Genomic DNA, 15,345 nt, shown 5'->3' with positions numbered 1-15,345 from the left:
TTGTGACCTATGCTTTTGCAAGGATCGAAGATTTTCACCCAAGGGATGGGTTCGTATCGTGACATTTGCTCAGTAAGGTGAGCGGTTGTTCGGGAAAGGAAGGGCTTCGTTTGAAGATTTTGCTTGTAACCTACTGGCCATACCCCCATACAGGCGGAGTGACGACACATTTGCAGGGCATGTCCTCACGGCTAGAAGATTTGGGTCATGAGGTGGAGGTGCTCGCTCAGCATCCAAATCTCTCTCATTATTACTTGGTAAAAGAAGGACGACTGATCCCCAAGCAGCCGCTTCTGGATCAAGCTGAGGCAGCCATTATGGCACGCATGCAGCAGGAACAGATCACCCTGACAAGCTGGCTTCTGCGAAAGGAGATCGAGAAGGCAGCTTTTGGTCTGGCCTGTATCCAGGCGAAGCTGGGGCAATATGACATCATTCATGCTCACGATATTTATGCCTCTGCAGTTTGTGCCAAGTATAAGCCTGCGCGTACCCCATTAATCTTCTCCATTCATGGGTGTCTGGCTACGGAGTGGGTAGTAAATGGTGAAATTCGCTATCGGACTGCTCAAGAACGCGCGTATCTTGTCTGTGAGGAGTACAGCGGGGTGAGGTCTGCTGATCGCTTGATTGTCCCCTCCCGCTGGCTGACTCGCAGATTGGGGGATCTGGGCGTCCACCACGCCAGTACGGATCTTGTTCCCTATGGCTTGGATCAGGAGCTTTATGTCCACAGCATGTCCTTGCCGTTAATGAAAGCTGTACCTATGCATGCTCAAGAAGAGGATAAGCTTGTCATTGCCTGTCCGGCACGACTGGTCGCCATCAAGGGACATGTATACCTGTTGAAGGCGCTTGCCAAGCTACGTGATTCCGGTCATCCATTCGTCTGCTGGATCATTGGCGATGGTATGCTCAGGAAGACATTGGAGGAGCAGATTGCGACTCTTGGTCTGGAGGCTTCTGTATATTTGCTTGGCAAGCGCAAGGATATTCCCCAGCTATTGTCCCGTGCGGATATTGTGGTGCTTCCATCGCTGCAGGACAATCTTCCGTATTCCATTATCGAGGCCCAAAGTGCCGGAAAGCCCGTAGTGGCTTCTGGCGTAGGCGGCATCGTGGAAATGATTCATGATGGGGAGGATGGCTTCCTGGTTGAGCCAGCTAATGCGGATATGCTGTATCAAAGGCTTGCTCTATTAATCGACGACCCTGTGCTGAGACACCGTCAATCGCAGCAAGCATTAGCCAAGCGAGGCGAATGGGATGAAGCTGTGATGACGAAGCGAATTTTGGACATATATACGGAGACACATGCTGCCACCAACCTTGCTTCATCAAACACCACAAACACCACCGAGATGGATCACATAACATGCTCTCATCCATGGGAGTTATTAGAATTCATGATGCCCAAGAGAACAGAGCAGAGCAGCATATTCCTGGCAGGTGGCGCCCCTGAATCACTAGCCCGTGAGATGTCTGACATATCAGGCGTTGTAACAGCTGCGACAACAGCGCAGCCGATCCCAGATGCAGGTCTTCATTTGCTCGATTGTGCCGGGATGGTATTGTACAACGCGAGAAGCGGGCATGACGGAGCATTTCAACTAAGTGATGTTCAGCCTGGAAGCTATGAGCTTGTATGTGTGAAGGAAGATTACAAGCCTTATACGCAGAAGATCACTTTGCATACATCCAGTGAACTCAGGATTACAGCTGTACTTGGAGAGGTGGAGAATGAATGAGTGAGCAACAGCCCTTTTATCTATGGAAGCAAGTGGAGGGAGAGGGGGAGCATGACCGATTCGGAAGCCGTATTCTAGCGGGAGATATTAACGGAGACGGACAGGAAGAATGGATTATCGCAGCCAGTACAGCCACTTATGTAGAGGATAAAAATGGAGTGAACCCTATCCCGTATCCATTTAGCGGCAGAGTATATGTCTACACCCGTGATATGGAGCTACTGTATACATTGGAGGGAAATAACAACGGTGATTGCTTCGGAGCAGCTCTTGCGCTTGGAGATCTCAATGGTGATGGCGTTCCTGAGATTGTTGTAGCCTCTCCACGGGCAAGTAGTCTCACCTGCGTAGAGTGCGGAGAGATCCGTGTCTTCTCTGGCGTGTCGGGAGAATTGCTATATCGCTGGCAAGGGATGGAGGATTATGCTCGTCTGGGATCTCAACTGGCCATTCTGGACTGGGATGGGGACGGGGTACCGGAGGTAGCGGTGTCCTCCCATCAGACAGACATGTATGGCACGGAACAGGACGGAATGGTTACCGTCTACAAGCAAGATGGAAAGCAGATTTTGGCTCGCTTCATGGGAAATGCCCGAGAGGGACTGGGTCTATCACTGGCGGCAGGTGACGTCAATGGTGATGGACGAGATGAACTGATCATCGGTGCTCCTCATTATCATGCAGATGGGATGACACGCAGTGGGAGAGTGATGATCTGCGCACCGAACGGCGTGCTGGGCGAATGGCGGGGAAGCCGCGCTTATGATGAAGGCGGGAGTCGTGTTGCTGTACAGGATGTGGACGGAGACGGAATACCAGATATCCTGATAGGCTCACCAAATGCCAGTCGCAAATACCAGCGTGGAGGACTCGTCACCGTCTATTCTGTTGCGCTACAGCGGGAGCTTCTGCAGAAGGAAGGGACATTTGCATCCCAGCAGCTCGGAACCTTCGTTGGCAGTGGACTGAGCGGACAGAAGCAATGGCTTATTGGCTCCAGAGCAGGCCTTACCTATGTACTGGATTCCTCGGGACAGGTGCTGCATGAACTGGAGGGTGTCGAGCATGAATTATTCGGTCACTCCCTATGTGTATTGGATGCAGGACTGGGCCGTAGTCGGCTTGCCATCGGCGCGTTGTCGGGCTTGAATCGTCAGCACTGGATGTCGGGCTGTGTGTATATTTTCAATCAAGAAGGGAAAGCTCGGGATGCTACTAGCTCTGTAAAATCCAGTAACTCATCCCATTCCCCCGGAACTAGTGAATCAAGCCAATCTGCTCCAACAACTCCAACAACTCCATCAGTGGAATTTACCAATTCCAACGATTCCAGCGAACCAACGGGATTAACATACTCAACCGAAACAGCCCTTCCAACGGAATTAGCTGCATCGAGTGCATCAAGTGCATCAAGTGAGTCAACGGCAAACGCATTTAACAAAACTAACGAAACTATTGCATCAACCACACCAACCACACCAACCACACCAACCACTTCTAGTGCATCTAACGAACTCATCCAAGCTACTGAATCCTCGTCCTCCCATTCGCTTGATCAGATCGACTCTGCGAAACAATCGGAAGCACCAGCCAACGTTCCTGACCGGACTATGCCGTCACCCACAATAGTTGATTCCACCTCTGGCACTCATCTATCATCGGCTCTCATAGCCAAAGGTCATCCCACCTACATTAGATCCTTACGCATTCTGATCGTCACCTATTGGTATCTTCCGCACGTGGGGGGCGTAGACGTCTATGTGCGCCTGCTCAAAAAAGAGCTGGAGCAGCAAGGGCATACAGTCGATGTGTTGGCCCACCACCCAGATATGGCGCACTATTACCTGACAGATGGTAGCCATATAGAGGACAAATGGCCGATCAAGGAAGTGGTATACGAGAGACTGATGCCCCTGTATCAAAAATATCTCCCCCATATTCAGCCTTGGGTCCGTTATCGTGAGATTGAGCGCTATTGCTTCGAGCTGGCAGCCTCCTTGTTCAATCTGAAGCAATATGATCTCATTCATACGCAGGATATTATCTCGACCCGGGCTCTATCACGAGTCAAGCCAGCCTCTACCGCACTCGTATCCACCATTCATGGGCTGCTGGCCAAGGAGCACGTCTATGCCGGGGACATTACAAGCAAGGAAAGCCTGGCCTGGAAGTACGTTGCAGATGAAGAGTACTATGGCTGTACTTCAGCAGATGCTACGATCGTTCCCACCGAATGGCTGGTTCGTGAAATGGGACAGTTCGCGGTACCACCGGAGTCGCTGTGCGTTCTTCCCTATGGAATGGACATTGCTGGCTTCCTGAAGCGTACAAAAGAGGTGCCTGTCCTGACGCAAGCTGAATTCCAGCAGGGAGTACCCATCATCAGCTGTCCGGCCAGACTCGTACCAGTGAAGGGTCATCGGGTGCTGCTGGGGGCACTGCGCCTGCTGGCCGCTGAGCACAAGCTTCCGTGGCGCTGCTGGTTAATCGGCGATGGCGTGCTGCGAGAGGAGATCAGCGTCATGATTGCGGAATACCAATTACAGGAGCGGGTAGTGCTGCTTGGTGACCGGAGCGATGTGCCTGCCCTGCTACGTCAGTCAGATCTGATGGTGCTGCCATCCTTGCAGGATAATCTTCCATTCTCGATTATGGAGGCACAGCTGGCGGGAACGGCCATTGTCGCATCGGACACCGGGGGAATCCCGGAGATGATCAAGCACGGTGTAACAGGTCATATTGTAGAGACGGGAAATGAACGTCAGCTGGCAGCAGCGCTTCAGTTACTGTTGACTGGACACGAATACAGGCAGCAATTAGCAGAACAGGCCCGAATATGGGCAGAGAAGCATTGGTCATCGACTACGCTAATGAATCGGACACTTCAGGTCTACCAGGCTGCGATAGATTCGGTGAAAGGAGCTGCACAAGAGTGACGAGAATTCCCATATTCAATATCACGACGCGTCCTGTCCTTCCCGAAGAGAGGCAGCACCAGCTAACCGAGCTACTGGCAGCGTCTTGCCTATTCCCTGATCCTGCCTTTCTGAAGACACTCGACCCGCATGAGCTGTATAACGAGGAGCGACTATTTAACATGGATGGGTTCCGGGAGCTGGAGCAGAGAAGCGAAACAGTCGACCTCTGGACTAGGCTGCAACAAAATCTGCCTGAGCAATATACCATCCCGGACATACCCTTTTTGCGAAGACAGCTTGAGATCGATTGACGGGTCATGAAGTAGGGCAGGAGAAATGAGTTCAGACACATTCGACAGCGGAGCCTCGACTAGCGTTCGTCACAGGTCCAAGGTTATCTTCGTAGCGATGTTCACGACATCCATTTTGGTTATATCCATCACGAGGCTTAATGTGTCCCAACAGGCAGACAAGAAAGTGTGGAGGGGAGGAAGCACGCAGTGAAAGTTCTGTTTGTTTTTTACATCCCGAGCGGAGGTATGGAGACGTTGAATCGCCAGCGCTGCTCAGCACTTCGCCAGCGTGGCATTATGGCCGAATGCCTGTATTATGAGCCAGGAGCTGGGCTGCAAAATCCCGTGGACTTCCCGGTTCATGTCACTCGGGATGATGAGCAGACACGGCGAATTTTGCAGGATGGTCAATATGACGTTATCGTCGTGACAACGGATCATAGCAGCTTTGAACGGTTCAGAAGCCTCGGATTCCAAGGCAAGCTTGTGCTTGAAATTCAGGGCTACGGTCCGATGGAGGTAGCACGTGCAGAACTGACCAAAGCTATGCCCATTGTTCAGGCCCATGCATCTGCTTTGTTGAATCCTAATACACCCCATATCGCAAAACTCTTCAACGAACTGTATCCGACCCTTCCGAAGTTTCACATGAACAATTGCTTTGATACAACAAGCTTCACCTATGATTCGGCATCGAAGCCTGATGCTCCGATTGTTGCCTGGATCGGGCGAATCGAGGACAACAAAAATTGGAGAGAATTCCTGTACATCGGGTATCGACTGATGCAGGAGTATCCCCAGCTACGTCTGTGGATGTTCGAGGATGCGAGTCTGTCTGTACCCGCAGAACGTGAGCAATTCGAGCAGCTGGTGTTGGGACTGGGGCTGGGACCTCGCCTGGAGATCCGCTCCAATATACCGAATGCCCAGATGGCTTATTATTATTCGCAGATAGGCGATTCTGGCGGATTGCTCTGCTCCACCTCCAAGGTAGAGGGCGCTCCGTTATCGATACTGGAGGCACTGAGCTGCAGATGCCCTGTACTCGCCTCGAACTCAGATGGTGTGACGGCCTCGGTCATCCATAATGTCACTGGCAAGCGCTATATGCTGGGGGATATTGAGCAAGCTGTACGTGGCGCCAAGGAGCTGATGAATGATCCGAGACATAGGGACGATATTCGTGAGGCTGGGCTCAAGCATCTGCAGCAAGAATTCAGCGCTGAGAAATATTGTATGGAATTTATGAAGATGCTCCATGCAATCGGGTAGAAAGACACGATCCAATACGGGGGAAAGAGAAATTCACATTCATCCCTATCGAACGCTTCAAGCTCGGCGATTATGATTTATCATTAGGCGGCATCTGACGATGCTGCTTTTTTGCTTTTAAAATCAAAGGATTTCTATGAAAACAAATGTATTTTCCTCTTAATTCACTTCGTCCCCCGTTAATCATCCATGTAAAAAAGTGTTTTATTTATATAAGCTTATACGGAAGCGAAAGCCTTTTAAGCGGCAAAAAATAAATAAAGGAGATTTTTTCGTGAACTTAAACACTGCTCTTGTAAGAAAAGGCGGGGCTAATGTGTCGTCTTCCAAACGTCTTCCGTGGGCCGGGTTGCTAGCTTTAGCCATGGCGGGCTTCATCTGCATTCTTACGGAAAGCCTGCCTGCTGGATTACTGACGCAAATTGCACAGGATCTTGGGGTTAGAGAAGCTCTTGCTGGACAATTGGTCACTCTCTATGCGATTGGATCGCTTCTGGCCGCCATTCCTTTGACAACGGCTACCCGTGGGTGGAGGCGTCGACCGCTTCTGTTGCTGTGCATCATCGGTTTTCTTGTATTTAACACCATCACCGCGTTATCTTCTGTTTATGTGCTGACGCTTGTCGCACGTTTCTTCGCAGGTGTCTCGGCAGGTGTTCTGTGGGGGATGACGGCCGGTTATGCACGGCGCATGGTACCTGATTCGCTGAAAGGAAAAGCGATGGCCGTAGCCATGGTCGGCACTCCGCTGGCATTGGCGCTTGGCGTTCCGCTTGGTACTTTTTTTGGAACATATACAGGGTGGCGTCTCATTTTCGGAGCTGTATCATTACTGACTGTAGCGCTTATTGGCTGGGTGCTCTGGAAGGTGCCGGATTATGCAGGTGAGCCAGCTGGGGATCAAGTCCCTTTTCACAAGGTTTTCCTGCTTCCTGGAGTGCGCACAATTTTGTTCGTCGTTTTGACATGGATACTGGCTCATAATATTTTGTACACTTATATTGCACCGTATCTTGCGGAGACCGTGTTTGCTCAGCGAGTGGATTTGGTTCTTCTTATTTTTGGAATTACCTCGGTTGTTGGCATTTGGGTAATAGGCATACTGATTGACCGTTTTCTAAGAATGCTGGTTTTAATCAGCATCACAGGATTTGCCTTGGCTTCTGTAGCCTTGGGAATCGGAATGAATCAGCCTGTAATCATCATGCTTGCTATTACAGCGTGGGGGCTTACGTTTGGCGGGGCAGCCACTTTACTGCAAACAGCAATAGCACAAGCTGGAGGGAAAAGCGCAGATATAGCCCAATCAATGCTGGTTACTGCGTGGAATGTGGCCATAGGCGGGGGAGGCATTATTGGTGGCTTTCTTCTCGAGTTGCTCGGAGCCCGATTCCTTCCGGGAGCATTAATTATCCTGTTGCTTCTCTCTTTGCTTGCAGCTTGGCAAGCTAAAAAGCATGGGTTTCCTTCCTAAAGGAGCCCAAGAGTATATGTAACATAAGCAAAAAAATGAATCCGCTGTATGGCGGATTCATTTTTTTGGGATTAGAGAAGTACATCTTATGCGAGCAAATCTGTTTCTCCAATGAGATTTTTGTAAGCGATTGGTGAAGACATGACGATCATAGTCGTATAGGTTCCGTATTGATCGCACCGGTGTTCAAACCCTTCCAGCTCCTGGGTTGTTTCCGTGAGGACCTTCAATAAATAATTATGCTCTCCGCTTATCCGGTAACATTCCGTGACCTCCGGTGATGAACGACAAAAATCAAGGAATGGATAGCAATTACGGGTCCGAACTAGCATATAGGCTGTACATTGCTTACCCATTTTTTGCGAAGAAATGACGGTTCGGTATTCCTCGATAACCCCCTTTTCTTCCATGCGTTTTACACGTTCAGTAACAGCTGGCTGAGATAACCCCACTAGCTTTCCTAAATCTGTCATTGATAATCTCGCCTGATTCTGCAAATGGAGCAGGATGTCTTTATCGATTTCGTCCAAGAAAATCATCCTCCTTTAATTTAAAATCCATTTATTTTAAATGCCTTTAAAATCATCGAAAATTTCTTTGTATAACTTGTTTTCTTTATGTAAGGTGGCAGAAATTATTTATATAATAAACACACTTGCTATAAAAAATCAAGTGAATTACAGCAGGAGAGGATGAGAAGCATGAGAAAAATAGATCTGGAATGGCTGCATAAAAGCGTCAATGAGGTCATTGACCACACACTTGAGGAAAAAAGGATCGTGGGTACCGTCGTCCTAATTGCATCAGGCGGAAATGTTGTCTACCACAGGTCTGCTGGTTGGGCCGACCGCGAGCAGAAACGACCGATGCAGGAAAATGCTTTGTTTAGATATGCTTCGGTAACCAAGCCGATCGTGTCAGCGGCAGCTTTAGTATTAATTTCGCAAGGGAGATTGCAGTTAAATGATCTGGTGGAAAAATGGTTGCCCGCCTTTCGTCCCAAACTGCCAAACGGACAGTATGCCTCTATAAGCATTCACCATCTGATGACACATACTGCCGGCTTAACCTACCGTTTCTTCCAGGAAGAATCGGGAACTTATGAGCTTGCCGGGGTATCGGACGGCATGGACCTGGCAGGAATTACCCTTGAAGAGAATCTGCAAAGACTCGCTTCTGTCCCGCTTCTATATGAGCCGGGGAAAATGTGGAGGTATTCCATAGCAACAGACGTGCTCGGAGCGGTCATCGAAAAGGTAACTGGAATGCCGCTAAGTGAAGCTGTACGGTTGCTTGTAACTCATCCGCTCTCAATGATGGACACAGATTTCAAGGCTGTGGATGCGGACCGATTGACCGCGGCTTACGCAGACAGTGCTGGAGAGCCCCGGCGCTTGCACGATTTTGATACCATTCCTTTCGTGGAGGGGACGGCAGGATTCCGCCTTTCACCCAATAGGTTTACCGATAAGACAGCTTATCCTTCTGGTGGAGCTGGTATGATTGGTAGCGCAGGAGACTTTCTTAAACTGCTGGAAGCTTTGCGGCAGGGAGGAAATCCGATTCTGCCTAAGGCTCTTGTCGCAGAAATGACAACCAATCAAATTGGTAACCTTGTGATGCCCTATTGGCCGGGAAGAGGCTTTGGACTTGGTTTCACGCTGCTTAAAGACCCAGCGGATGCCAATACACCTGAATCGCCGGGAACGTGGCGGATGGGCGGCACCTATGGGCATTCCTGGTTTGTTGATCCGAGTGAGGAGCTTAGTGTTGTATCGTTCACTAATACGGCGCTTGAAGGAATGTCAGGCAGGTTTACAACGGAGCTGTGCGAATCTGTCTACAAGGGTATTCGAGAAGATAAGTAATGAGTAAGAACATTATCTTGAACAAATTTTGGAGTATGTAGACTCTATATGGATATCAGGATTTTTTCTACCTTTTCAGCTGTTCTTACAGTGCTTGCGGCGCTCATTTTTCGTCGTCGGCTCTGGCAGGAGCAGTTTCTTTTTATTCAGGCTCAGCAAGTCAAATAGCAATAAAGGGGAAAGCGATATTTATGATTTATTAGTTCACAAGTTAGACACATTATTTTAAGCTTGCATTTAGATAACTTTAAGCGAGAATTAGTAGTTATTAGATATAGTGGTACAGCCTCCCGTTCACAAAGGCGGGAATATGCGGAGAAAGGATGAAGTGATGTGCTTGATGTGAAGAAGGTTAGCAAAGCTTATGATGGCCGGATGCGGGTCAAAGAGCTTGACTTCAGCATCCAGCCCGGTGAGATTGTTGGTTTTCTGGGGCCAAATGGAGCCGGAAAGACTACGACGATGCGAATGATTACAGGATATCTGTACCCCACCTCGGGAGAAGTGCTGGTGAATGGGATCTCCGTGCATGATGAAGGGAAGCGGGTAAGATCACGAATTGGTTATTTGCCAGAGACACCGCCTCTGTATTCAGAAATGTCCGTACAAGGTTATCTGAGATTCGTAGCGGATCTGCGAAATGTCCCTGCCCGTGAACAAAAAATGACCATTAGCGAAATGATTAGCAGACTAGGGCTGAATGGAAGGGAACGACAGCTTGTTCGGAGCCTGTCCAAGGGATACAAGCAAAGACTTGGCCTTGCGGGGGCTATCCTCCATCGGCCAGATTTACTTGTGCTGGACGAGCCTACGTCGGGGCTGGACCCTAATCAGATTATGGAAATCCGGGATCTGATTCGTGAGTTGGGGGAAGAACATACCGTACTGCTTAGTACACATATTTTGCCTGAGGTAAGCATGCTCTGTAACCGAGTGCTGATCATCCATGAGGGGGAGATTGTCCTGGATGGTGATCCGCAAGCAATAAGAGGAAGCGTGAATGAAGCCTTCAAAGTAACGCTGGAGGTCAAGGGGGAGCGGCAGCAAGTCATGAGTGTACTGGAAGGATGGTCATATGCCAAGGCTCAGATAGCTGGTGCTGTGGACACGTTACCTGCGAATACATCACCTACGAACACTTTAACTGGAGCAGCGCAGCTTCCAAGTCAACGTGAAGACGATATACATCAGCTATCAGCTTCCGGGACTACTCGTCTGTTCCTTGAAGGAAATACGGCTGAGGACTTCCGTGAGCCGTTATTCTATCTTTTATCCGAGGCGAACCTGCCTATCCTGGAAATGAAGCGAGAACAGCCAAGTCTGGAGCAGATATTCCAGCAGCTGACATTGGAACGCGCCTCCTCCCCATCGGAAGAGATAATCTCAGCGGAAGATTCACAGCAGACCGTTCCGAATCAGGTAGAGTCTTCCGCACAGGATACTCCTGCAACGGACGAGCCTGAATCGTCGAGCTCCACACTGGACAAGCAGAATTCAGCAGAGGAGGACAAGCGATGAGAAGAATGCTTGCGATCTGTCGAAAGGAGCTGCATGGCTATCTATGGACACCTATGTCGTACGGGATACTTGCCGTGTACATGCTCCTGTCGGGGTTACTGTTCTACTCAAGCTTCGTGTTTTATCAGCCAAGTATCGTAGATTATCGCTTGGTACTCGGGGATACATTATCTGTCTTCATCTTCGTGATTCCACTCTTGACGATGAGACTGATGGCTGAGGAATTCCGTCAGGGTACTGACGAGTTATTACTAACCTCACCAGCGAGTACGACAGAGATTATTCTAGGTAAATACTTATCCTCGCTCGTATTCTTGCTGGTGCTGGTCTTACTTAATTTGCTCTATCCGTTATTAATGTCCCAGTTCGGAGAGCTGGACCTCGTTATACTCTTCACCTCCGCATTCGGGTTATTCCTTATGGGGGCTGGTATGATGGCGATTGGTCTGTTCGCTTCGTCTCTGTCGCGACATCAGATGGTGGCGGCCATAGCCGGCTTCATTATATTGCTCTCTTTGTGGATGCTTGATTCACTCGGAGGCAGCAGCAACACGGCTATTATGAAATGGCTTCAGCCCTTCTCCTTATCCAGTCGTTTTAACGGATTCCTGAAGGGCATCCTGAATGGAGCCGACATCATCTACTATATAACACTGTCCGCACTGTTCCTGCTGTTCAGCATACAGGTTGTGGAACGGAAACGGTGGAGGTGAACGGAACATGAAAAAATGGCTGGGACATGGAAACAGTGTGGTGTTATCTCTGGCTGCAGTTGGAATATTCATTCTGCTTACGTTGTTTCTTCGTTCGATTGGCGGCTTTCAGCTCGATCTAACCGCGAATAAGCAGTACACCCTGTCTGAGCAGACACAGAGTGTGCTGAAGTCGATCCGGCAGGATGTGCGCATTTTGTCCTTTACGGTAGGTAGTGCGCAGAATCAGGTTCTGAATCAGGATGTCTCTGATCTGCTTGAAGAATATAAGAAACGCAGCAGCAAGCTGTCTGTGGAGGAGTATGAATTGAATCAGGAGCCTGCACTCGCGCGGCAGTATGGTGTCTCATCCGCCTCGATTGTGCTCCTGCAGGGAGATCAGAGCCGAGTCGTGGATATCGGTACTTTGTTCCGTGCCACGGCAGATGGCAATGGCTACGAGTTCGCAGGGGAGGAGCAGCTCACCTCAAGTCTGATGTCTCTGTCCTCTTCGGATACGCATAAGATTGCCTTCCTGAGCGGGCATGAAGAGATTCCACTATCAGAAATGACGGGGCTACATTCGTCTTTGGAGCAGTACAACGCTACGGCTACCGAGCTTCAACTGAATCGGGATGGAGCTATTCCTGAGGATACGGATGTACTAGCGATCATAGGTCCGCAACGTGATCTTAGTGATCAGGAGCTGAAGCTGATTCGTGAATATTTGAGCAATGGCGGCAAGCTTCTTCTAGCACTTGGATTCAAGGATGATATGGCAGAGAGCTGGAGTAATATTGATGCCTTGGCTTCTGACTATGGCGTGAAGGACCTGCATGCCGTCACAGTGGATCGTACCCAGACGAGTACACTGGGACCACTGTGGGTTGTGCCTAGTCTTGGAGAGCATCCGATTACGTCGAAGCTGGCTTCAGCCAATCTGCTGCCCATGCTGTCTCTGTCTATTGCTTTGACCACATCCGAGGAGGAGCAGAGCAATTGGCAGCTGACCTCTCTCATGCAGAGCTCGGGAGACAGCTATGGAGAGCTAGATATTAAGGGCCTGTTAAATGGAGATACGAGCTTTAATGAAGGTACTGATATTCAGGGACCAGTAAATCTAGGGTATGCGGCTGATACAGCAGAGGGCAAGTCCAAGGCGATAATTCTAGGCAGCTCGGCCCTGTTCAGTGATACGGAATGGATGAATGGAGGCAATCGGGATCTGGCGCTGAATAGCTATAATCATCTGCTGGAGCGTTCCAACGATCTGTCGATCAGACCGCGACAACAGCAAGGCTATGAGCTGGCCTATTTGACGCCTGTTCAAGCCCGGACCATCTTCGCCATTACTGTGGTCGGAATTCCGCTGGTGCTGATAGCGGGTGGGGCACTTCTGTGGTGGAGGAGAAGACAGTCATGAGAAAATGGATGCCTACATTATTGCTGGTCGTGATATGTATAGCCGGCTTCTGGTATGCAAGCTCGGAGAATTTCTTTCGGAGCACCGAGACCGTAGCAGCGCGATTAGTCCAACAGGATAAGAGCTTAATCCGAGAGATTGTAATTCGTGGAAAAGGAGAAGATGGGACAGCTATACGACTTATTCAGGACAATGGGGCCTGGATGATGAAAGAACCGGATGCCTATCCATTAAATAAATACGGTGTAGAGCGATGGCTGGATATGCTGCAGACAGCAGAAGCCGGAGATGTCATTGAAGCGAACCCGCAGGAGACTGCTAAATATGGAATGGATGGGCAACACGACGAGATTGAAATTACGGATGAACAGGGAACGGTCACAAAGATTGCTTTTGGAGATACTCTTCCTACGGGTGATCAGGTATACGCTCGGGTGAATGAAGGAGATATTACGTCCATAGCCAATAGTACGATGACTTCCTTGCTGCTGAGCTATTCTGAATTCGTGAATACTACACCTTTCCTGTGGGATCAGTCCGAGATTACCCAGCTGGAATGGGAGGGAAGAGAAGCATCATGGATGCTGTCCCGCAGTACAACATCAGAGACGGAGTGGAAGCTGAATGGGACCCGCGTAACGAATGAAGTGGCCTCAGGCATTGCAGACCAGATTAAGAATACCGTTGCAGAGCTACCTTTGCTTCCCGCCTCCAAGCTCAAGGGGGCTGTACATCAGTTTACCTTGACAGTCACACGCTCAGGGCAAGATCCAACAGAGGTATACCAAGGCTGGACGCTTCCCAACGATGCGAAGGTATGGGTGGTTCCACCGGGCAGCAATTGGGCCTATGGTATCTCAGCGAGTGAGGTGTCTAGCTTCGACCGATCAGCAAGTGAGGCTGCCCAATCAGAATGACACTCTTCAGCAACCTTCTTTCTTCATAATGATAAAGCGTACGACTGTGTTCCCATATCCTTGCAGGATAAATGCCCTCTCATGAGCGCATTCTAGGATTGTCACACAATTTATCATATTGGAGGATGAATTCATGCCTGGAGGGAAACAACTTATTTCTTTGTCCTTATCTGCTGTACTGATTGCTGGCATGGTCAGCGTGACAGGCTGTGGATACCGGGATGGCAACGGAAACGTTAGCACGAACAGTACACGGTATGGAACGAAGACTCTGGATATGAACAGAGTGAATCGTTACGGTGTCAATTCCACTGGACGAGATGGTCTGATGGACGGCAGCGCGAACGGTCGTAGTGAGAACCTGCGGGTCAGCAAGGAGTTGTCCCAGCGCATTTCTGAAATGGCAGAAGTAAGAAATGCTACCGTGATGCTGCGCAATAATGATGCCTATGTAGCCGTAAATACGAATAACATGGGTGCAAACGGCGTACGTGGAATGAATAGCACGCGTGGGATGAATGGCACAAATGGAATGAACGGCACTCGTGGGATGAATGGCACAAATGGAATGAATGGCACTCGTGGGATGAACGGTGTAAATGAGCGGACGACAGACCTGGGAGGTCCCCGTGTATATGGAACGAATACTCCTAACACGACAGGTGTGCCAATGACTGGTGAGCGGAACATGGTTAGAGGAAATACAGGCTATGGCCCAGCCGATCAAGGGATGGACATGACGTCACGTACAGGCGTGCTTGGTATGATGAGAGGCGCAGCAGCTAACTCTAATGCAGGTGTTCGTGATCATGGCATGATGAATAGAGCTGGTGTTCACACGTATAATACCAACACAGCAGCTGCAGAGCTGCCACAACAATTGAAGAATAAAATTGCCAATAAAGTCAAGCAATTTGCTCCAGAGATTGAGAATGTATATGTATCGGCTGACCCACATTTCACACAGCGCATGAGCACTTTTGCCCGTGATATGGAGAATGGACATCCGGTACGTGCGATTACCGATGAGTTCCGTGTGATGACGGAGCGTTTGTTCCCGACTCCAGCTGGAACGACCCAACCGAACGGAACGGTTAATGGAACTCAAGGTATGCGCGGTAATACTATGCGATAATACGAACTGATAGCATTCTGGAATGCTCTGTACATTTCTCACGGAGCCATCCATGAACAAAAGTCACAGTTAGTACCTGATCGGTGC

General features: G+C 49.5%; 13 protein-coding genes. 12 read left to right on the top strand and 1 reads right to left on the bottom strand.

The features are described from left to right. Positions 1 to 110 precede the first annotated feature (110 nt). From K331_RS29930 to K331_RS0118895, 6 genes are all read left to right on the top strand, one after another. Complete coding sequence (locus tag K331_RS29930; protein ID WP_051289916.1) at positions 111 to 1,748, top strand: glycosyltransferase; 1,638 nt, start codon at positions 111 to 113, stop codon at positions 1,746 to 1,748. Beyond that, a complete protein-coding gene (locus K331_RS31080) occupies positions 1,745 to 4,684 on the top strand; it encodes a glycosyltransferase (RefSeq protein WP_051289915.1) in 2,940 nt (979 codons plus the stop codon). The genes K331_RS29930 and K331_RS31080 overlap by 4 nt, the downstream gene beginning before the upstream one ends. Next, the gene (locus K331_RS0118905; RefSeq protein WP_028591534.1) at positions 4,681 to 4,977 is read left to right on the top strand and encodes a hypothetical protein; all 297 of its coding nucleotides are present in this window, start codon (positions 4,681 to 4,683) and stop codon (positions 4,975 to 4,977) included. Before K331_RS31080 ends, K331_RS0118905 begins: the two co-directional genes overlap by 4 nt. A 25-nt stretch (positions 4,978 to 5,002) precedes the next feature. Further along, positions 5,003 to 5,170, top strand: coding sequence for a hypothetical protein (locus tag K331_RS31975; RefSeq protein WP_156897685.1), 168 nt, complete (start codon positions 5,003 to 5,005; stop codon positions 5,168 to 5,170). Then, on the top strand, positions 5,167 to 6,231 hold the full coding sequence (locus tag K331_RS0118900) for a glycosyltransferase family 4 protein (protein WP_028591533.1): 1,065 nt from the start codon (positions 5,167 to 5,169) through the stop codon (positions 6,229 to 6,231). Before K331_RS31975 ends, K331_RS0118900 begins: the two co-directional genes overlap by 4 nt. A gap of 274 nt (positions 6,232 to 6,505) precedes the next feature. Beyond that, positions 6,506 to 7,705: an MFS transporter gene (locus K331_RS0118895; RefSeq protein ID WP_028591532.1), complete on the top strand. Its 1,200-nt coding sequence runs from the start codon at positions 6,506 to 6,508 to the stop codon at positions 7,703 to 7,705. 86 nt (positions 7,706 to 7,791) lie between these two features. Here the strand turns inward: K331_RS0118895 and K331_RS0118890 are convergent, their stop codons facing one another. After that, a complete protein-coding gene (locus K331_RS0118890; RefSeq protein ID WP_028591531.1) occupies positions 7,792 to 8,235 on the bottom strand; it encodes an Lrp/AsnC family transcriptional regulator in 444 nt (147 codons plus the stop codon). Between the two features lie 171 nt (positions 8,236 to 8,406). Between K331_RS0118890 and K331_RS0118885 the strand changes: the two genes are divergently transcribed. The 6 genes from K331_RS0118885 to K331_RS29925 all read left to right on the top strand — a co-directional run bounded on the left by K331_RS0118885 (position 8,407) and on the right by K331_RS29925 (position 15,258). After that, entirely contained in the window at positions 8,407 to 9,573 is a 1,167-nt protein-coding gene (locus K331_RS0118885) for a serine hydrolase domain-containing protein (RefSeq protein ID WP_028591530.1), read from the top strand. A 333-nt stretch (positions 9,574 to 9,906) separates the two neighbouring features. Beyond that, positions 9,907 to 11,091 carry an ABC transporter ATP-binding protein gene (locus tag K331_RS0118880; RefSeq protein WP_028591529.1) on the top strand — a complete coding sequence of 395 codons (1,185 nt, stop codon included), beginning with the start codon at positions 9,907 to 9,909 and terminating at the stop codon, positions 11,089 to 11,091. After that, the gene (locus K331_RS0118875; protein ID WP_028591528.1) at positions 11,088 to 11,804 is read left to right on the top strand and encodes an ABC transporter permease subunit; all 717 of its coding nucleotides are present in this window, start codon (positions 11,088 to 11,090) and stop codon (positions 11,802 to 11,804) included. Before K331_RS0118880 ends, K331_RS0118875 begins: the two co-directional genes overlap by 4 nt. Before the next feature lie 7 nt (positions 11,805 to 11,811). Continuing rightward, complete coding sequence (locus K331_RS0118870; RefSeq protein WP_028591527.1) at positions 11,812 to 13,206, top strand: GldG family protein; 1,395 nt, start codon at positions 11,812 to 11,814, stop codon at positions 13,204 to 13,206. Next, positions 13,203 to 14,123: a DUF4340 domain-containing protein gene (locus tag K331_RS0118865; protein ID WP_028591526.1), complete on the top strand. Its 921-nt coding sequence runs from the start codon at positions 13,203 to 13,205 to the stop codon at positions 14,121 to 14,123. The genes K331_RS0118870 and K331_RS0118865 overlap by 4 nt, the downstream gene beginning before the upstream one ends. Positions 14,124 to 14,256: 133 nt before the next feature. After that, entirely contained in the window at positions 14,257 to 15,258 is a 1,002-nt protein-coding gene (locus tag K331_RS29925) for a YhcN/YlaJ family sporulation lipoprotein (RefSeq protein ID WP_051289914.1), read from the top strand. Positions 15,259 to 15,345 lie beyond the last annotated feature (87 nt).

It is taken from the genome of Paenibacillus massiliensis subsp. panacisoli DSM 21345 (genome assembly GCF_000426545.1).
GTDB classification, from domain to species: Bacteria; Bacillota; Bacilli; order Paenibacillales; family Paenibacillaceae; genus Paenibacillus; species Paenibacillus panacisoli.
This window is presented reverse-complemented; position numbering and strand designations above follow the sequence as displayed.

Excerpts from the sequence above, each read along its gene's own strand:
- K331_RS0118865 (WP_028591526.1), top strand. The coding sequence starts at position 13,203 with ATGAGAAAATGGATGCCTACATTATTGCTGGTCGTGATATGTATAGCC.
- K331_RS0118875 (WP_028591528.1), top strand. The coding sequence starts at position 11,088 with ATGAGAAGAATGCTTGCGATCTGTCGAAAGGAGCTGCATGGCTATCTA.
- K331_RS31080 (WP_051289915.1), top strand. The coding sequence starts at position 1,745 with ATGAGTGAGCAACAGCCCTTTTATCTATGGAAGCAAGTGGAGGGAGAG.
- K331_RS0118870 (WP_028591527.1), top strand. The coding sequence starts at position 11,812 with ATGAAAAAATGGCTGGGACATGGAAACAGTGTGGTGTTATCTCTGGCT.
- K331_RS29925 (WP_051289914.1), top strand. The coding sequence starts at position 14,257 with ATGCCTGGAGGGAAACAACTTATTTCTTTGTCCTTATCTGCTGTACTG.
- K331_RS31975 (WP_156897685.1), top strand. The coding sequence starts at position 5,003 with ATGAGTTCAGACACATTCGACAGCGGAGCCTCGACTAGCGTTCGTCAC.
- K331_RS0118885 (WP_028591530.1), top strand. The coding sequence starts at position 8,407 with ATGAGAAAAATAGATCTGGAATGGCTGCATAAAAGCGTCAATGAGGTC.